General features: G+C 67.9%; 18 protein-coding genes. 13 read left to right on the top strand and 5 right to left on the bottom strand.

What is annotated here, in order from left to right:
* Window positions 1-5: 5 nt before the first annotated feature.
* The 3 genes from NQV17_RS20175 to NQV17_RS20165 form a co-directional block, all read right to left on the bottom strand.
* Entirely contained in the window at window positions 6-620 is a 615-nt protein-coding gene (locus tag NQV17_RS20175) for a LysE family translocator (protein ID WP_257773592.1), read from the bottom strand.
* A gap of 33 nt (window positions 621-653) precedes the next feature.
* Window positions 654-1,220: an adenine phosphoribosyltransferase gene (locus tag NQV17_RS20170; protein WP_011657958.1), complete on the bottom strand. Its 567-nt coding sequence runs from the start codon at window positions 1,218-1,220 to the stop codon at window positions 654-656.
* A gap of 78 nt (window positions 1,221-1,298) precedes the next feature.
* A complete protein-coding gene (locus tag NQV17_RS20165; RefSeq protein ID WP_257773591.1) occupies window positions 1,299-3,305 on the bottom strand; it encodes a monovalent cation:proton antiporter family protein in 2,007 nt (668 codons plus the stop codon).
* A gap of 125 nt (window positions 3,306-3,430) precedes the next feature.
* Here NQV17_RS20165 and kdsD point away from each other — a divergent pair, with 125 nt between their 5' ends.
* From kdsD to NQV17_RS20110, 11 genes are all read left to right on the top strand, one after another.
* Window positions 3,431-4,414 carry an arabinose 5-phosphate isomerase KdsD gene (kdsD, locus tag NQV17_RS20160; protein ID WP_257773590.1) on the top strand — a complete coding sequence of 328 codons (984 nt, stop codon included), beginning with the start codon at window positions 3,431-3,433 and terminating at the stop codon, window positions 4,412-4,414.
* On the top strand, window positions 4,414-4,950 hold the full coding sequence (locus NQV17_RS20155; RefSeq protein ID WP_044847459.1) for an HAD family hydrolase: 537 nt from the start codon (window positions 4,414-4,416) through the stop codon (window positions 4,948-4,950). Before kdsD ends, NQV17_RS20155 begins: the two co-directional genes overlap by 1 nt.
* Before the next feature lie 3 nt (window positions 4,951-4,953).
* Window positions 4,954-5,568, top strand: a complete 615-nt coding sequence (gene lptC, locus NQV17_RS20150) for an LPS export ABC transporter periplasmic protein LptC (protein ID WP_257773589.1) — start codon at window positions 4,954-4,956, stop codon at window positions 5,566-5,568.
* Between the two features lie 20 nt (window positions 5,569-5,588).
* Window positions 5,589-6,254, top strand: a complete 666-nt coding sequence (gene lptA, locus NQV17_RS20145) for a lipopolysaccharide transport periplasmic protein LptA (protein ID WP_059464489.1) — start codon at window positions 5,589-5,591, stop codon at window positions 6,252-6,254.
* The gene (gene lptB, locus NQV17_RS20140) at window positions 6,251-7,027 is read left to right on the top strand and encodes an LPS export ABC transporter ATP-binding protein (RefSeq protein ID WP_044847462.1); all 777 of its coding nucleotides are present in this window, start codon (window positions 6,251-6,253) and stop codon (window positions 7,025-7,027) included. The genes lptA and lptB overlap by 4 nt, the downstream gene beginning before the upstream one ends.
* Window positions 7,028-7,185: 158 nt before the next feature.
* A complete protein-coding gene (locus tag NQV17_RS20135) occupies window positions 7,186-8,691 on the top strand; it encodes an RNA polymerase factor sigma-54 (protein WP_257773588.1) in 1,506 nt (501 codons plus the stop codon).
* Between the two features lie 159 nt (window positions 8,692-8,850).
* The gene (gene hpf, locus NQV17_RS20130) at window positions 8,851-9,210 is read left to right on the top strand and encodes a ribosome hibernation-promoting factor, HPF/YfiA family (RefSeq protein ID WP_006477786.1); all 360 of its coding nucleotides are present in this window, start codon (window positions 8,851-8,853) and stop codon (window positions 9,208-9,210) included.
* 169 nt (window positions 9,211-9,379) lie between these two features.
* Window positions 9,380-9,919: a PTS sugar transporter subunit IIA gene (locus tag NQV17_RS20125; protein ID WP_082664695.1), complete on the top strand. Its 540-nt coding sequence runs from the start codon at window positions 9,380-9,382 to the stop codon at window positions 9,917-9,919.
* A gap of 129 nt (window positions 9,920-10,048) precedes the next feature.
* Complete coding sequence (gene hprK, locus NQV17_RS20120) at window positions 10,049-11,017, top strand: HPr(Ser) kinase/phosphatase (RefSeq protein ID WP_006483133.1); 969 nt, start codon at window positions 10,049-10,051, stop codon at window positions 11,015-11,017.
* Between the two features lie 75 nt (window positions 11,018-11,092).
* A complete protein-coding gene (gene rapZ, locus NQV17_RS20115; protein ID WP_257773587.1) occupies window positions 11,093-12,001 on the top strand; it encodes an RNase adapter RapZ in 909 nt (302 codons plus the stop codon).
* Between the two features lie 26 nt (window positions 12,002-12,027).
* Window positions 12,028-12,663, top strand: coding sequence for an LON peptidase substrate-binding domain-containing protein (locus NQV17_RS20110; RefSeq protein ID WP_257773586.1), 636 nt, complete (start codon window positions 12,028-12,030; stop codon window positions 12,661-12,663).
* Between the two features lie 118 nt (window positions 12,664-12,781).
* On the opposite strand, the gene mutY is transcribed toward NQV17_RS20110, so the two are convergent.
* Both mutY and mutM read right to left on the bottom strand, forming a co-directional pair.
* On the bottom strand, window positions 12,782-13,888 hold the full coding sequence (mutY, locus tag NQV17_RS20105) for an A/G-specific adenine glycosylase (RefSeq protein ID WP_257773585.1): 1,107 nt from the start codon (window positions 13,886-13,888) through the stop codon (window positions 12,782-12,784).
* 37 nt (window positions 13,889-13,925) lie between these two features.
* Window positions 13,926-14,753 carry a bifunctional DNA-formamidopyrimidine glycosylase/DNA-(apurinic or apyrimidinic site) lyase gene (gene mutM / locus NQV17_RS20100; protein ID WP_044847468.1) on the bottom strand — a complete coding sequence of 276 codons (828 nt, stop codon included), beginning with the start codon at window positions 14,751-14,753 and terminating at the stop codon, window positions 13,926-13,928.
* 86 nt (window positions 14,754-14,839) lie between these two features.
* On the opposite strand from mutM, the gene NQV17_RS20095 reads away from it, so the two are divergent.
* Together NQV17_RS20095 and lolB are read left to right on the top strand one after the other, a co-directional pair.
* Window positions 14,840-16,663, top strand: a complete 1,824-nt coding sequence (locus NQV17_RS20095) for a tetratricopeptide repeat protein (RefSeq protein WP_257773584.1) — start codon at window positions 14,840-14,842, stop codon at window positions 16,661-16,663.
* On the top strand, window positions 16,663-17,283 hold the full coding sequence (lolB, locus tag NQV17_RS20090) for a lipoprotein insertase outer membrane protein LolB (RefSeq protein ID WP_257773583.1): 621 nt from the start codon (window positions 16,663-16,665) through the stop codon (window positions 17,281-17,283). The genes NQV17_RS20095 and lolB overlap by 1 nt, the downstream gene beginning before the upstream one ends.
* Window positions 17,284-17,298: the final 15 nt, after the last annotated feature.

The raw sequence follows: 17,298 nt of genomic DNA, 5'->3' as shown, positions 1-17,298 counted from the left end.
CGGGCTCAGTCCTTCAGCGCGACGCGGATGCCGATCGCGATGAAGGTCGCGCCGGCGATCCGGTCGAGCCACACACCGGCCTTCGGGCGGCGCTTCAGCCATGTGCCGATCGCGCCCGCGCCGATGCCGAACAGCGAGAAGATCGCAGCCGTCTGCAGCATGAACAGCGCGCCGAGTTCGAACATCTGCAGCGTCACGCCCTGCACGCCGTGCGGATCGACGAACTGCGGCAGGAACACGACGAAGAACAACGTGACCTTCGGGTTCATCAGGTTGCCGATCACGCTCTGCCGGAAGATCGCGCCAAGCGGCTGCGGCGGGCGCTCGTGCGCGTTCGCGAGGCCCTGGCTGCGCAACGCCTTGATGCCGATCCACACGAGGTACGCGGCGCCCGCGAGCTTCAGCGTCTGGAACGCGACCGGCGACGAGCGCAGCACCGCCGCGACGCCGAGCGCCGCGAGCGTCGTATGGAACAGGATCCCGGCCGTGAAGCCGAGCGCGGCGACGAAGCCGGCCGCGCGGCCCTGCGAGATGCCGCGCGCGAGCACCTGCAGGTTGTCGGGACCCGGCGCGAACGTGATCGCGATCGACGTGGCGAGAAACAGCATGAAGTTGGGCATCGTGACCTCGCGGCGTGGGCCGGCTCCGGTGGTTCAGTGGCCGGCGAATTCGGTGACGGTATAGACGGGCAGCCCCGCGTTGCGCAGCAGCGTCGAGCCGCCGAGATCGGGCAGGTCGATGATCGCCGCGCCTTCGACGACGACCGCGCCGAGCCGCTGCAGCAGGTTGCGCCCCGCCATCATCGTGCCGCCGGTCGCGATCAGGTCGTCCATGATGATCACGCGGTCGCCGGGGCGGCACGCGTCTTCATGGATCTCGACGGTCGCGCTGCCGTATTCGAGGTCGTACGATTCCGAGCGCGTCTTGTACGGCAGCTTGCCGACCTTGCGGATCGGCACGAAGCCGACGCTCAGCTCGTACGCGACGATCGGCGCGATGATGAAGCCGCGCGCGTCGAGCCCCGCGACGTAGTCGAGCTTCGCATCGACATAGCGTTCGACGAACAGGTCGACGAGGATGCGCAGCGCCTTCGGGCTCTGCAGCAGCGTCGTGATGTCGCGGAACTGCACGCCCGGCTGCGGCCAGTCGGGCACGGTGCGGATCTGGCTGTGGATGAAGGCGACCGGATCGAGCGGTGCGCCCGGCGACGAATGCGGCATGAAACTCTCCGAAAAAAACGGTGCGCGAAGATCGGGCACCGTTTCGAACAAATACGGGTCGGGTTATCGAAGCGCGACTCAGGCGAGCGCGGCCGGCGGCTCGCGCCGATGGCGCGACAGCCGCTCCTCCGCGAGCGCGAGCGCTTCGGGCAGCCCGCGCAGCACGACGATGTCGCTCGCGCGCAGCTTGGTCTGCGGGTCGGGTTCGACGCCGCGGATGCCGTGCCGGCGGATCGCCGTGACTTCCAGCCCGAGCGCATACAGCCCGAGCTCCTCCAGCGAGCGCCCGACCGCATCCGCGCGCGCATCGACCGGCACCGATTGTAGCCGCACCTGCTCGTGATCGTCGTCGTCCGTGTCGTCGGCACCGCGGAAATAGCCGCGCAGCAGGCTGTAGCGCTCGTCGCGCATCTCCTCGACGCGCCGCACGACCTTGCGCATCGGCACGCCGACCAGCACCAGCGTGTGCGACGCGAGCATCAGGCTGCCCTCGACGATCTCCGGAATCACCTCGGTCGCGCCCGCCGCGAGCAGTTTCTCGAGATCGGCATCGTCGACCGTGCGCACGATCGCCGGCAGCGTCGGCTCGAGCTCGTGCACGTGGTGCAGCACGCGCAGCGCCGACGGCGTGTTCGCGTACGTGATCGCGACGGCCGCCGCGCGATGGATACCGGCCGCGAGCAGCGACTCGCGGCGCGCCGCGTCGCCGAACACGACCGATTCACCGGCCGTCGCGGCCGCGCTCACGCGATCGGGGTCGAGGTCGAGCGCGACGTACGAAATGCCTTCCTGCTCGAGCATGCGCGCGAGGTTCTGCCCCGCGCGGCCGTAGCCGCAGATGATCACGTGGCCGCGCTGCTTGAGGCTTTGCGTCGCGATCCGCGTCATCTGCAGCGACTGCTGCATCCATTCCGTCGACGACAGCCGCATCACGATCCGGTCGGCGTTCTGGATCAGGAACGGCGCGGCGAGCATCGACAGCAGCATCGACGCGAGGATCGCCTGCAGCAGCGTCGAATCGACGAGATGCCGGTCGAGGATCAGGTTCAGCAGCACGAAGCCGAATTCGCCGGCCTGCGCGAGGCCGATGCCGGTGCGCATCGCGACGCCCGGCGTCGCGCCGAACAGTCGCGCGAGCCCCGCGATCATCGTCCCCTTGAACAGGATCTGCCCGACGAAGAAGCCGAGCACCAGCAGCGGATGCTCCCAGATCACGCGCGGATCGAGCAGCATCCCGGTCGTCACGAAGAACAGGCCGAGCAGCACGTCGCGGAACGGCTTGATGTCCTCTTCCACCTGATGCCGGAACGGCGTCTCGGAGATCAGCATCCCCGCGATGAACGCGCCGAGCGCGAGCGACAGGCCGAAGCGGTCGGTGATGAACGCGGCGCCAAGCGTGACGAGCAGCAGGTTCAGCACGAACAGTTCCTGCGAGCGGCGCCGCGCGACGACGTTGAGCCAGCGCGTCATGAAACGCTGGCCCACGATCAGCAGCAGCGCGAGCGCGATCACGATCTTGACGGCCGCGAACCCGAGCGTGAGCGCGAGATCCTTCGACGACTCGGCGCCGAACGCGGCGATCACGATCAGCAGCGGCACCACCGCGAGATCCTGGAACAGCAGCACGCCGAAGATGTTGCGGCCGTGCGCGGTCTCGATCTCGAGCCGCTCGGCGAGCATCTTCGACACGATCGCCGTCGACGACATCGCGAGCGCGCCGCCGAGCGCGACGCTGCCCTGCCACGTGATGTGCACCCAGCGCTCGAACAGCGCGCCGAGCACGACCGCGAGCGCGAGGGTCGCGACCACCTGCAGCAGCCCGAGCCCGAACACGAGCCGCTGCATCGCCCGCAGCTTCGCGAGCGAGAATTCGAGGCCGATCGAGAACATCAGGAACACCACGCCGAATTCCGCGAGATGCTCGGCCCGTTCGAGGTCCGCGGCGACGCCGAACGCATGCGGGCCGACCAGGATGCCGACGGTCAGGTAGCCGAGCATCGGCGGCAGGTTCAACGAGCGAAATACGACGACACCCACTACCGAGGCCAGCAGCAGCAGCAGGGTCATTTCGAGCGGGGAAATCACGGGCGAAGCGTCCTCGTTCGTCGGGGCCACGGCAAGGCGGGCGCGGGTGGTGGCGGTAGGCAAGCGGCATCGGACGAGTCCGAAGGCGCGGCGCGGCGAACAAACGCCTTTGCTATACTCCGCGCATGATAGCGAAAATCAATGATGATCGGGCGCTCGCGCTCGCCCGCGACGTGCTCGCCATCGAGGCGGACGCCGTGCGCGCGCTGCGCGACCAGCTCGACGGCGACTTCGTTCAGGCCGTCGCGCTGCTGCTCGGCTGCCGCGGCCGCGTCGTGGTATCCGGCATCGGCAAATCGGGGCATATCGCCCGCAAGATCGCGGCCACGCTCGCCAGCACCGGCACGCCGGCCTTCTTCGTCCACCCGGCCGAGGCCAGCCACGGCGACCTCGGCATGGTCACGTCGGACGACGTCTTCATCGGCATCTCCTATTCCGGCGAGTCGGAAGAGCTCGTCGCGATCCTGCCGCTCGTGAAGCGGATCGGCGCGAAGCTGATCGCGATCACGGGCCGTGCGGAATCGAGCCTCGGCACGCTCGCCGACGTGAACCTGAACGCGGCGGTGTCGAAGGAAGCCTGCCCGCTGAACCTCGCCCCCACCGCGAGCACGACCGCCGCGCTCGCGCTCGGCGACGCGCTCGCCGTCGCGGTGCTCGACGCGCGCGGCTTCGGCTCCGAGGATTTCGCGCGCTCGCATCCGGGCGGCGCGCTCGGCCGGCGCCTGCTCACCCACGTGCGCGACGTGATGCGCTCGGGCGACGACGTGCCGCGCGTCGGGCTCGACGCGACGCTGTCGGACGCCCTGTTCCAGATCACCGCGAAGCGGCTGGGCATGACCGCCGTGGTCGAGCCCGACGGCCGCGTGGCCGGCATCTTCACCGACGGCGACCTGCGCCGCGTGCTCGCGCGCGACGGCGATTTCCGCACGCTGCCGATCGTCGACGTGATGACGCGCGAGCCGCGCACGATCGGCCCCGACCATCTCGCGGTCGAGGCCGTGGAACTGATGGAGCGCCACCGGATCAACCAGATGCTGGTGGTCGATGCCGACGGCGCGCTGATCGGCGCGCTGAACATGCACGACCTGTTTTCGAAGAAGGTGATCTGATGAGCGCAGCGCTGACTGCGGCCGAACGCGCGAGCCGCGTGAAGCTGATGATTTTCGACGTCGACGGCGTGCTGACCGACGGCGGCCTGCTGTTTACCGCGGCCGGCGACGCGATGAAGTCGTTCAATTCGCTCGACGGCCACGGCGTGAAGCTGCTCGGCGAGGCCGGCATCGCGACCGCGATCATCACCGGCCGCCGCTCGGAAATCGTCGCGGCGCGCGCGAAGGAAATGAAGATCGCGCACCTGTTCCAGGGCGTCGAGAACAAGCTCGCCGTGTTCGCCGACCTGATCGCGTCGCTCGGCATCACCGCCGACGCCTGCGGCTACATGGGCGACGACTGGCCCGACCTGCCGGTGATGCTGCGCTGCGGCTTCGCGACGGCACCGGCCAACGCGCACCCCGAGGTGATCGCGCGTGCGCACTGGGTCGCCGAGGCCCGCGGCGGCCACGGCGCGGTGCGCGAGGTCTGCGACGCGATCCTGCGCGCGCAGCGCCGCTACGACGCGCTGCTCGCGGCTGCCTGCGGAGCCTGACGGATGAACACGCATTTCCGCTGGACCCAGCTGCTGCCGCTCGTCGCGGTGGCCGCGCTCGCGGGCATCACGTGGTGGCTGCTGCAGGCGACGCTGCCGCCGCCCGGCGAGGGCGCCGTGCGGCCGAAGCGCCACACGCCCGATTATTTCGCGGACAACTTCTCGGTCACCGAGCTCGACCAGTCGGGCACGACCCAGTACCGGCTGACGGCCGCGAAGCTGATCCATTACGAAGACACCGACAACAGCGACCTGACCGATCCGGCCATGCGCGCGTTCCAGCCCGGCAAGCCGGTCGTGACGACCACCGCGAAGCGCGGCACCGTCAACGGCGACGTGTCGATCGTCGACTTGTACGACGATGCACGCATCCTGCGCGTGGCCGGCGGCGGCGATCCGCAGATGCAGGCCGATTCCCAGCATTTCCGGATCTTCGTCAATGACGATGTGATCCAGACCGAAAAGCCGGTTAAACTTCAGCGCGGCCTGTCGCTCGTCAACGCGACCGACGGCATGAAGTACAACAACGTCACCCGGGTCATCGAGCTTTACGGCAACGTGCGCGGCACGATCGCCGCGGCGGACACGTCCGGCGGCTCGAAAGGTCAATCCAGGTGACGCATCCCTCACGTGACTGCATGAACGAACCGTTCCCTCGACAGAATTCCGGCGGCGCTGCGCGCGCCGTCCGCGCCGCGCTCGCCGCGACGCTCGTGGCGCTCCCGCTCGTCGGGCTGGCGCCGCTCGCCCATGCCGAGAAGGCCGACCAGAACAAGCCGATCAACGTCGAGGCGGACAACCTGACCTATGACGACCTGAAGCAGGTGACGGTCGCGACCGGCAACGTCGTGATCACGAAGGGCACGATCATCATCAAGGGCGACCGCGTCGAAGTGCGCCAGGATCCGGAAGGCTATCAGTACGCGACGTCGTTCGGCAGCGGCAAGAAGCACGCGACGTTCCGCCAGAAGCGCGAAGGCCTCGACGAATACATCGACGGCGACGCCGAGCGCATCGACTACGACGGCAAGCAGGACCTGACGACGCTGACGACCGCCGCGACCGTGCGCCGCCTGCAGGGCACGTCGACGATCGCCGACACCGTGCACGGCAGCGTGATCACGTACGACGGCCAGCGCGACTTCTACACCGCGAAGGGCGGCAAGGACGTCGCGGCGCCGGGCAACCCGAACGGCCGCGTGCGCGCGATGCTGTCGCCGAAGAACGGCGGCCCCGGGCAGCTGAACGGCGCGCCGGCGAAGCTGTCGCCGTCGACCACGATCCAGGGAGCGCCGGGCCAATGAACGCGCTTCCGAACCGCCAGCCGGCCGGCACGACGAGCTCGCTCGTCGTGCGCAACCTGAAGAAACGCTACGGCTCGCGCACCGTCGTCAAGGACGTGTCGCTCGACGTGAAGAGCGGCGAGGTCGTCGGCCTGCTCGGCCCGAACGGTGCCGGCAAGACGACGTCGTTCTACATGATCGTCGGCCTCGTGCCGACGGATGCCGGCGAAATCTCGCTGAACGGCAGCTCGATCAGCCTGCTGCCGATCCACAAGCGCGCGTCGCTCGGCCTGTCGTACCTGCCGCAGGAAGCGTCGGTGTTCCGCAAGCTGACCGTCGAGGAAAACATCCGCGCGGTGCTCGAGCTGCAGCACGGCGAAGACGGCAAGCGCCTGTCGAAGGACGCGATCGCGTCGCGCACCGAGGCGCTGCTCGACGAACTGCAGATCGGCCACCTGCGCGAGAACCCGGCGCTGTCGCTGTCGGGCGGCGAACGCCGTCGCGTCGAGATCGCGCGCGCACTCGCGACCAATCCGAACTTCATCCTGCTCGACGAGCCGTTCGCCGGCGTCGACCCGATCGCGGTGCTCGAGATCCAGAAGATCGTCAAGTTCCTGAAGCAGCGCAACATCGGCGTGTTGATTACCGATCACAACGTCCGGGAAACGCTCGGCATCTGCGACCACGCTTACATCATCAGCGACGGTTCGGTGCTCGCCGCTGGCGCGCCGAGCGAAATCATCGAAAACGAAAGCGTGCGCCGCGTGTACCTCGGCGAACACTTCCGCATGTAAATTCCCCCGTGGCTGGCCGCCCCCGCCCGGCATCGCCGCGCGGGGCGCGCCCGCGTGCCCTGCGGCCCTGCCGCGGCCGGGCGCCGCGCCGCGCGTAATCGCGGATGGCTCAAGGCGCCTGGGTCGTGGCAAACTGCCGGTATGACTCCCTCTCTGCCATGAAAGCCAGCCTTCAACTCCGCCTGTCGCAACACCTGGCGCTGACACCGCAACTGCAGCAGTCGATCCGGCTCCTGCAGCTGTCGACGCTCGAACTGCAGCAGGAAGTCGCGATGGCCGTCGCGCAGAATCCGCTGCTCGAGAACGACGACGAATGGATCGCGAGCCCGCTGCGCGTCGCGGCGGACGGATCGCTGATCGCGCAGACGCCGCCCGGACAGAACACCGAACCGGGCATCACGAACGGCAGCAGCCAGTCGAGCGAACGCGCCGAGCGCGACGAGCCGGCCGGCGCCGACGAATACGACGGCTACGCATCGGGCGACGCCGGCGACGGCCCGCAGTGGAATCTCGACGAGTTCGGCCGCTCGAGCGGTGCCTCGGACGATGACGACCTCCCGCCGCTGCAGGTGCAGGAAGCCGCGACGTCGCTGCGCGACCACCTGTCCGCGCAATTGCGCGTCACGCAGGCCGGGCCGCGCGACCGCGCGCTCGTGATGTTCCTGATCGAATCGCTCGACGACGACGGCTACCTGACCGCCACGCTCGACGAAGTGCTCGCCGACCTGCCGCCCGAACTGGAAATCGACTGCGACGAACTGAATGCGGCGCTCGCGCTGCTGCACAGTTTCGATCCGGCCGGGGTCGGGGCCCGCTCGGCGTCCGAATGCCTGAAGCTGCAGTTGCTGCGCCTCGATCCGTCCCCCACCCGCACGCTCGCGCTGGAGATCGTGTCGCAGCACCTCGAACTGCTCGCCGCGCGCGACTTCACGCGGCTGCGCAAGCAGCTGAAGGCGACCGACGACGCGCTGCGCGACGCGCACGCGCTGATCCGCTCGCTGGAGCCGTTCCCCGGCGCTGCCTACGGCAAGGCCGAGGCCGACTACGTCGTGCCCGACATCATCGTGAAGAAGGCCGGCCAGAACTGGCTCGCGGAACTCAATCCGGAAGTGATGCCGCGCCTGCGGATCAACAACCTGTACGCGAACATCCTGCGCAACAGCCGCGGCGATCCGTCGGCCGGATCGTTGAAACAACAGCTCCAGGAAGCACGCTGGCTGATCAAGAACATCCAGCAGCGATTCGACACGATCCTGCGTGTCGCGCAGGCTATTGTCGAACGTCAGAAGAACTTCTTTGCGCATGGCGAAATTGCCATGCGCCCCTTGGTTTTGCGGGAAATAGCTGATACGCTGGGCCTACACGAGTCGACTGTCAGCCGTGTGACAACCGGGAAGTACATGCTGACCCCGTTCGGGACGCTGGAATTCAAGTACTTCTTCGGATCACACGTTTCGACCGACACCGGAGGCGCCGCATCGTCGACCGCCATCCGAGCCCTGATCAAGCAACTGATAGGAGCTGAAGACCCAAAATCGCCACTTTCGGACAGCCGCATTGCCGAGCTGCTGGCAGAACAGGGATTCGTGGTTGCGCGCCGCACGGTCGCCAAGTATCGCGAAGCCCTCAAAATCCCGGCAGTGAATCTGCGCAAGTCTCTTTAAGCCTGCTGCCTGCCCGGCGGCAGGCGTGTTCCGGCCACCGCGCATTCGGGGAACAGGCCGGGCGACTTGTCCGCGAATTTGCCGCGCCATGCGGCAGGGGCAAGTCGACCGGAGCGCCGCCTCGATGCGGCCGCGTGGTCACTCGCTTGGAGAAGCACTATGAACCTGAAGATCAGTGGACATCATCTCGAAGTCACGCCTGCAATTCGCGAATACGTGATCACCAAGCTGGACCGGGTGCTACGGCATAGCGATCAGGTGATCGATGGCACTGTGATCCTCTCGGTCGACAATCACAAGGAAAAGGACAAGCAGCAGCGCGCGGAAATCAACCTGCACCTGAAGGGCAAGGACATCTTCGTCGAAAGCGCAAACGGCAACCTGTACGCTGCGATCGATCTGCTGATCGACAAGCTGGATCGCCAGGTCGTCAAGCACATGGAGCGTCTGCAGACCCATGCGCACGACCCGATCAAGCTGCAGCCGTCGATCGACCAGATCGAACTGCCGCCGCAATAACGTTCACCGCAACACACACGCCGCCCGGTTCGCCGGGCGTTTTTTTTGTGTCCAAGCGGCAGTGGTGCGACCGGTCCGTCCATGCCGCGCCACGCACGCGGCTGTGCTCTATAATGTTCCGGTTATCGCCGGGGGGCGTTGGGTGCGGTAGCTGTCGTGCAGGTTTCCGATGCCGAACGCCTTGATATCGCCGAACATGGAAAATCAGTCTGCCGCCGCAAGGAGACCCCAGGCCGCCCAATCGCCTGCCAACATGAATCGCCTAGCCAAAATCCTGCCCATAGAGAACGTCGTCATCGACCTCTCCGTCACCAGCAAGAAACGCGTCTTCGAACAAGCCGGGCTGATCTTCGAGAATCAGAACGGCATCGCCCGCAGCACCGTCACGGACAACCTGTTCGCGCGCGAGCGCCTCGGCTCGACCGGGCTCGGCGAAGGCGTCGCGATTCCGCACGGGCGCATCAAGGGGCTCAAGCATCCGCTCGCCGCCTTCGTGCGGCTCGCCGACGCGATCCCGTTCGAAGCGCCCGACGGCCAGCCGGTCGGTCTCCTGATTTTCCTGCTCGTCCCCGAGCAAGCCACCCAGCAGCACCTCGAGATCCTGTCGGAAATCGCGCAACTGCTGTCCGATCGCGACGCGCGAGAGCGTCTGCACAACGAAACGGATCTCGCCGAGTTGCATCGCCTGCTCACTCAGTGGCAACCTTGAGTTGATCCGGGCGGATTATTTTCCCGAACGAGGCGGCACACGCCGCCGACCAGGGCCGCCCGGCGCCGGTCCGGCATGGCGACGCCCGTCGCCGCGCGCATGCACCGGCTCATTGGAGTGACGAGAGTCATGGATACGTCCAGCATCAACGCCCAGAGCATCTTCGACGACAACGCGGCCACGCTGAAACTGAGCTGGCTGACGGGGCATGAAGGCTGGGAGCGCGGTTTTTCGGCCGACACCGTCGGCAACGCGACGTCGAGCGCCGACCTCGTCGGCCACCTGAACCTGATCCACCCGAACCGGATCCAGGTGCTCGGCGAAGCCGAAATCGACTACTACCAGCGGCAGACCGACGAAGACCGTTCGCGCCACATGGCCGAGCTGATCGCGCTCGAACCGCCGTTCCTCGTCGTCGCCGGCGGCGCCGCCGCGCCGCCCGAGCTCGTGCTGCGCTGCACGCGCTCGTCCACGCCGCTGTTCACGACGCCGATGTCGGCCGCCGCGGTGATCGACAGCCTGCGGCTCTACATGTCGCGCATCCTCGCGCCGCGCGCGACCCTGCACGGCGTATTCCTCGACATCCTCGGGATGGGCGTGCTGCTCACCGGCGACTCCGGGCTCGGCAAGAGCGAACTCGGCCTCGAACTCATCAGTCGCGGCCACGGCCTCGTCGCCGACGACGCCGTCGACTTCGTCCGACTTGGCCCCGATTTCGTCGAAGGCCGCTGCCCGCCGCTGCTGCAGAACCTGCTCGAAGTGCGCGGCCTCGGCCTGCTCGACATCAAGACGATCTTCGGTGAAACCGCGGTGCGCCGGAAAATGAAGCTGAAGCTGATCGTCCAGCTCGTGCGCCGCCCGGACGGCGAATTCCAGCGGCTGCCGCTGGAAAGCCAGACGGTCGACGTGCTCGGTTTGCCGATCAGCAAGGTCACGATCCAGGTCGCGGCCGGCCGCAACCTCGCGGTGCTGGTCGAGGCGGCCGTGCGGAACACGATCCTGCAGTTGCGCGGCATCGACACGTTGCGCGATTTCATGGATCGGCAACGACTCGCGATGCAGGATCCCGACAGCCAGTTCCCCGGCAAGCTCGTGTAACCGCCCCGCGCCGGCCTCGCAGCGCCGACGCGTCGAGCCGGTGCTATGATGAAACGTCAGGATTCTCTGCTTCCCATGCGCATCGTCCTCATCACCGGCATCTCCGGCTCAGGCAAGTCCGTCGCGCTGAACGCGCTCGAAGACGCAGGCTACTACTGCGTCGACAACCTGCCGCCGCACGTGCTCCCCGAACTCGCCCGCTACCTGGCCGACGGCGGCCAGCATCGGCTCGCGGTCGCGATCGATGCGCGTTCGAGCGCATCGCTGGACGAAATGCCCGGCCTGATCCGCTCGCTGTCGCTCGAGCACGATGTCCGCGTGCTATTTCTCAACGCAAGCACGCAGGCGCTGATCCAGCGCTTCTCCGAAACGCGCCGGCGCCATCCGCTGTCCGGCTCGCCGTCGCACGACGCGAACGTCGGGCTGCTGTCGTCGCTCGAGGAAGCGATCGAGCGCGAACGCGACCTGGTCGCGCCGCTCGCCGAATTCGGCCACCAGATCGATACGAGCACGCTGCGCGCGAACGTGCTGCGCACGTGGGTCAAGCGCTTCATCGAGCAGAAGAACAACGACCTGATGGTGATGTTCGAGTCATTCGGCTTCAAGCGCGGCGTGCCGCTCGATGCCGACCTGATGTTCGACGTGCGCGCGCTGCCGAACCCGTACTACGACCATGAGCTGCGCCCGCTCACCGGGCTGGACCAGCCGGTCATCGCCTTTCTCGACGCACTGCCGATCGTCCACCAGATGATCGACGACATCCATGCGTTCCTGATGAAATGGCTGCCGCACTTTCGTGAAGACAACCGCAGCTACCTGACCGTCGCCATCGGCTGCACGGGCGGTCAGCATCGCTCGGTGTTCATCGCGGAAACGCTCGCCGCGCGCCTCGCGCACGATGCGAACGTGATCGTGCGGCATCGTGACGCGCCGGTGGATGTCGACGCGTCGTCGCGGCTCGTCACCGAGGTCGAACGACCTTAGCGACACCGCCCTCTCTCCGGCGCGCCATGTCCACCCTATCGACCACCCTGATCGACCTGCCGCTGTTTCCGCTGCATACGGTGCTGTTCCCCGGTGGCTTGCTGCCGCTCAAGGTGTTCGAGGCGCGCTATCTCGACATGTCGCGCGCGTGCCTGCGCGACGACGCGCCGTTCGGCGTGTGCCTCCTGAAGAGCGGGCCCGAAGTCGCGCAGGACGGCGCCGTGTCGGTGCCCGAGACGATCGGCTGCATGGCGCGCATCACCGAGTGCGACACCGGCGAATTCGGGATGCTGTACCTGCAGGCGATCGGCACGCAGCGATTCGAATTGCTGTCGTATCGCGTCGAAAGCAACGGGCTGCTGGTCGGGATCGCGGAACCGCTGCCCGACGACATCCCGCTCGAAGGCGAACAGGCGCTCGCGCAATTCGGCTCGTGCGCCGAGGTGCTCGAGCGCATCATCGAAGCGCTGAAGAAATCCGAACCGGACAAGATGCCGTTCGCCGAACCGTTCCGCCTCGACGACCCGAGCTGGGTGTCGAACCGCCTCGCGGAACTGCTGCCGCTCGACCTGCGCGCACGGCAGAAGCTGATGGAGTTTCCGGATGTCGGCGCGCGGATCGACGCCGTGCACCACGTGCTCGACCGACACGGCTGGCTGTAAGTAAGCCGCGGCCGGCCAGCCGCGTCGCACCGGCGTCGCCGGGCGGATCATCCTGCGGGCGAGCCGACCGCATCGGCCCGGCACTTCCGTAGGCACGCCCCGCGCCCCTTCCCCTTCGTTACAGCAGCGGCCCGCTCAGCGCATCGAGCAGCTTGCGCACGGGCGCCGGCACGCCGTACGCATCGAGCCCGGCGAGCGGCACCCACGCCGTCTCGGCATCCTGTGCGTGCGCGAGCGGCAGCCCGCCGCTTGTCATGTCGCTCAGCCGCGGCTCGATCTCGAGCCGGAAATGCGTGAACGTGTGCGTGAACGGCGCGAGCGGCACCGGGCCGCCGCCGCCGAAGCCACGTGCGAGTTCCGCGAGCGCCACATCGCCGTCCGCCTGCGGCAGGCACCACAGGCCGCCCCAGATGCCGGCCGGCGGACGCCGTTCGAGCAGCACGGCGTCGCCGTCGCGCAGCACGAGCATCCAGGTCTTGCGCGTCGGCACGGCCTTCTTCGGCCGCGCGGCCGGCAGTTCGCGCTGGCGGCCCGTCGATTGCGCGACGCAGTCGCCCGCGAACGGACAGCGCGCGCAATCCGGCTTGCCGCGCACGCACAGTGTCGCGCCGAGATCCATCAGCCCCTGCGTATAGGCACTCACGTCGGCCGCGTTCGCGGCATCCGGCAGCAGCGATTCGGCCAGCGCCCACAAGTCGTTCTCGACGCGCTTCTCGCCCGGAAAGCCTTCGACGCCGAACACGCGCGCCAGCACGCGCTTCACGTTGCCGTCGAGGATCGTCGCGCGCGCACCGTATGCGAACGACGCGATCGCCGCGGCCGTCGAACGGCCGATGCCGGGCAGTTCGGCGAGCGCTTCCGGCGTCGACGGGAATACGCCGCCATGTTCGGCGACGACGACCTGCGCGCAGCGGTGCAGATTGCGCGCGCGCGAGTAGTAGCCGAGCCCGGCCCACAGCGCCATCACGTCGTCGGACGGCGCGGCCGCGAGCGCGGCGACGTCGGGAAAGCGCTCGAGAAAGCGCGTGTAATACGGCACGACGGTCGAGACCTGCGTCTGCTGCAGCATGATTTCCGACAGCCAGATCCAGTAGGGATCGCGGGTGTTCTGCCACGGCAGGTCGTGGCGGCCGTGCTCGCGCTGCCACGCGATCAGGCGCGTGGCGAACGTGCGATGCAGCGGCGTGACGGGGAACGGAGCGGGAGCGATGCGGGGCGGCTTCAAGTGTTCGAATCTTTGGAAAAAGGTTACAACGCGGGGCTCAACGCTGGCAGGTCGGGCAGTAATAGGTCGAACGCTGACCCTGCACGATCTGGCGGATCGGCGTGCCGCAGACGCGGCACGGCAGCCCCGCACGATCGTAGACGAAGCAGTCGAGCTGGAAATAGCCGCTTTCGCCGTTGCTGCCGACGAAATCGCGCAGCGTGCTGCCGCCGCGCTCGATCGCGTCGGCGAGCGTCGCGCGCACCGCGTCGGCCAGCCGCTCATAGCGCGGCAGCGACACCTTGCCGGCGGCGGTCGTCGGCCGGATGCCCGCGCGAAACAGGCTCTCCGACGCATAGATGTTGCCGACGCCGACGACCATGTCGCCCGCGAGCAGCGCCTGCTTGACCGACACCGTGCGGCCGCGCGTGCGCGCGTGCAGCAGCGCGCCGGTGAACGCCGGCGAGAACGGCTCGACGCCGAGACTCGCGAGCAGCGGATGCGCATGCACGTCGCCGGCTTCGCGCGGGTGCCACAGCACGGCGCCGAAACGGCGCGGATCACGGAACCGCAGCACGAATTCGTCGAAGATCCAGTCGATGTGGTCGTGTTTCGCGGCCACCGGCACGCCGGCCGCGGGCAGCACGCGCAGCGTGCCCGTCATCCCGAGATGGACGATGAACCAGCCCGCGTCGACCTCGAACAGCAGATACTTGCCGCGACGCTCGACGGCGAGCACCTCGCGCGCGCGCAACTGCTCGGCGAGCCCCGCCGGCACGGGCCAGCGCAGCATCGCGGTACGGACGTCGACACGCTCGACGCGGCGGCCCGCGACAAAGGGCTCGATGCCCCGGCGCGTGACTTCGACTTCTGGCAACTCTGGCATGTTCTACGGGTCTGAGACTGGATTCACGATCGTGCGTGTATTGTAGCGAGCGCGTTACAATCGGTTGAAACATCGAACGGATTTCCATGACCCTGCCCTCGAAGCTGCTTCTGAAGCGCCCCGCCGCCGAGCGCGGTGTGCGTGCCTTCCCGGTCCGCCGTGCGCTCGGCGCCGCGCTGTTCGCCGCCTGGACCCTCACCGCCTTCCCGGCTCACGCGCAGGATCCGGCATCGGACGACGCGGAGCCGCAGGGCGCGTTCGAGCACGTGATGCCGGACGAGCAGAAGAATCTCCCGGGCGTCCCGCTGACGAGCCAGATCGTCTACCAGGTACTGGCCGCCGAGGTCGCGCTTCAGCGCAACCAGCCGGCGCCGGCCTACCAGACCTACCTCGCGCTCGCCCGCGACACGCGCGATCCGCGCATGGCGCAGCGTGCGACCGAGATCGCGCTCGGCGCGCAAAGCCCGGCCGACGCGCTGTCCGCGGCCAATCTCTGGCGCCAGTACGCACCGGATTCGAACCGCGCATCGCAAGTCGACGCCGCGCTGCTGGTGCTCGCCGGCAAGCCGGCCGACGCGCAGCCGATGCTCGCGCGCGAACTGGCCCGCGCGAGCGGCGAGACGCGCGGCCCCGCGATCCTCGCGCTGCAGGCGCTGCTGGTGCGCGGCGCGGACCGCGTCGGCGGCCTCGCGGTGCTGAAGGACATGCTGAAGAACGACATGAACCGTCCCGAGGCGCAGCTCGCGATCGCGCGGCAGCAGCTCGCGGTCGACGACAAGGAAGGCGCCGCGCAGTCGCTGAAGCGGGCGCTGCAGATCCGCCCCGACTATCTGCCGGCGGCGCTGATGCTGTCGCAGATGGGGCCTGCCGAGCGCGCGGCCGGCATCACGTCGTTCGAGAAATATGTTCAGCAGAATCCGAAGTCGCGCGATGCGCGCCTCGCACTGTCGCAGCTCTACCTCGCCGACGACCGCCTCGACGACGCGCAGAAGCAGTTCGAGACGATGCGCAAGCTCGACGCGAAGGACCCGACGCCGCTGATGGCGCTCGCGCTGATCAAGATTCAGCAGAAGAAACTCGACGACGCGAACGCGTACCTGAAACAGTACGTACAGCTCGGCGACAAGCAGCCGAACCTCGACGTCGGCCAGGGCTACATCTACCTCGCGCAGATCTCGATCGAACAGGGCAATGACGCGCAGGCGTCGCAATGGCTCGACAAGGTCGACCAGACGAGCCAGCACTACCTGCCCGCGCAGATCACGCGCGCGCAGCTGCTGCAGAAACAGGGCAAGACCGACGAGGCCCGCAAGGTGCTCGACAACCTGCCGATCAGCGATCCGCGCGATGCGGCCGTGGTCGCACGCACCGACGCGTCGATCCTGTTCACCGCGAAGCGCTATCCGGAAGCCGAGGCGCGACTCGCGCAGGCAGTCCAGGACTTCCCGGACGATCCCGACCTGCGCTACGACTACGCGATGGCAGCCGAGAAAACGGGCCACTACGCGGCAATGGAAAAGCAGCTGCGCGAGCTGATGCGCACGCAGCCCGACAACCCGCAGGCGTACAACGCGCTCGGCTATTCGCTGGCCGATCGCAACCAGCGCCTGCCCGAAGCCAGCAAGCTGATCGACAAGGCACTGTCGCTCGCGCCGAACGATGCGTACATCATGGACAGCCTCGGCTGGGTGAAGTACCGGATGGGCGACGCGGCCGGCGCGGCGAAGGTGCTGCGGCGCGCGTACGAGCTTCAGCCGAACGCCGAGATCGGCGCGCACCTCGGCGAAGTGCTGTGGAAGAGCGGCGCGCAGGACGACGCGCGCACCGCGTGGCGTGCCGCGCAGAAGCTCGAGCCCGACAACGACACGCTCGTGCAGACGCTCAAGCGCCTGCAGATCAACGGCCTCTGATGCGGATGTTCCCGATGCTTTCCCTGTCTTCCCGCGCGCTGCGCACGCTGGCCGCGGCCGGCGCCGCGCTCGCGCTCGCCGGCTGCGCGAGCACGCCGCCGTCGGCGAATGCGCCGGCCGGCGCCGTGCTGCAGACGGCCGCGACGCACGCGTACCACGGCCGTTTCGCGGTGCAGTACAACGATCGTCTCGGCCGACCGCAGAACGTGTACGGCAACTTCGACTGGCAGGAGCACGGCGACGACGTGTCGCTGGAGCTGCGCAGCCCGCTCGGCCAGACGCTCGCCGTCGTGAAATCGACACCGCAGGCCGCGTCGCTCGAACTGCCGAACCGCCAGCCGCAATACGCGACGGACGTCGGCGAGCTGATGCAGAACACGCTCGGCTTCTCGCTGCCGCTGGCGGGCCTGCGCTACTGGCTGCTGCCGACACCCGCACCCGCGACGCCCGCGCAGACGGTGCGCGACCCGGCCGACACGACGCACGTCAAGCAGATCCGCCAGGACGGCTGGACGATCGACTATCTCGCCTACGCGGACGCACCGGCCACGGGCGTCAAACGCGTCAACCTCGTGCGCGCGACACCGCCGCTCGACATCAAGCTCGTGCTCGACCAGTAAGCACGTGAACCTAGC

It is taken from the genome of Burkholderia sp. SCN-KJ (assembly GCF_024656005.1).
GTDB lineage: Bacteria > Pseudomonadota > Gammaproteobacteria > Burkholderiales > Burkholderiaceae > Burkholderia.
Note: the sequence above shows the minus strand (reverse complement) of the source record. Positions and strands in the feature narration are given on the sequence as shown.

What these genes read in the sequence shown, in the direction of transcription:
- lptB (WP_044847462.1), top strand. Translation starts at nt 6,251, where the DNA reads ATGAACGCGCTTCCGAACCGCCAGCCGGCCGGCACGACGAGCTCGCTC.
- lolB (WP_257773583.1), top strand. Translation starts at nt 16,663, where the DNA reads ATGCGGATGTTCCCGATGCTTTCCCTGTCTTCCCGCGCGCTGCGCACG.
- NQV17_RS20095 (WP_257773584.1), top strand. Translation starts at nt 14,840, where the DNA reads ATGACCCTGCCCTCGAAGCTGCTTCTGAAGCGCCCCGCCGCCGAGCGC.
- mutM (WP_044847468.1), bottom strand. Translation starts at nt 14,753, where the DNA reads ATGCCAGAGTTGCCAGAAGTCGAAGTCACGCGCCGGGGCATCGAGCCC.
- NQV17_RS20125 (WP_082664695.1), top strand. Translation starts at nt 9,380, where the DNA reads ATGCCGAACGCCTTGATATCGCCGAACATGGAAAATCAGTCTGCCGCC.
- NQV17_RS20135 (WP_257773588.1), top strand. Translation starts at nt 7,186, where the DNA reads ATGAAAGCCAGCCTTCAACTCCGCCTGTCGCAACACCTGGCGCTGACA.
- NQV17_RS20170 (WP_011657958.1), bottom strand. Translation starts at nt 1,220, where the DNA reads ATGCCGCATTCGTCGCCGGGCGCACCGCTCGATCCGGTCGCCTTCATC.
- hpf (WP_006477786.1), top strand. Translation starts at nt 8,851, where the DNA reads ATGAACCTGAAGATCAGTGGACATCATCTCGAAGTCACGCCTGCAATT.
- kdsD (WP_257773590.1), top strand. Translation starts at nt 3,431, where the DNA reads ATGATAGCGAAAATCAATGATGATCGGGCGCTCGCGCTCGCCCGCGAC.
- NQV17_RS20175 (WP_257773592.1), bottom strand. Translation starts at nt 620, where the DNA reads ATGCCCAACTTCATGCTGTTTCTCGCCACGTCGATCGCGATCACGTTC.
- lptC (WP_257773589.1), top strand. Translation starts at nt 4,954, where the DNA reads ATGAACACGCATTTCCGCTGGACCCAGCTGCTGCCGCTCGTCGCGGTG.
- hprK (WP_006483133.1), top strand. Translation starts at nt 10,049, where the DNA reads ATGGATACGTCCAGCATCAACGCCCAGAGCATCTTCGACGACAACGCG.
- NQV17_RS20110 (WP_257773586.1), top strand. Translation starts at nt 12,028, where the DNA reads ATGTCCACCCTATCGACCACCCTGATCGACCTGCCGCTGTTTCCGCTG.
- lptA (WP_059464489.1), top strand. Translation starts at nt 5,589, where the DNA reads ATGAACGAACCGTTCCCTCGACAGAATTCCGGCGGCGCTGCGCGCGCC.
- rapZ (WP_257773587.1), top strand. Translation starts at nt 11,093, where the DNA reads ATGCGCATCGTCCTCATCACCGGCATCTCCGGCTCAGGCAAGTCCGTC.
- NQV17_RS20155 (WP_044847459.1), top strand. Translation starts at nt 4,414, where the DNA reads ATGAGCGCAGCGCTGACTGCGGCCGAACGCGCGAGCCGCGTGAAGCTG.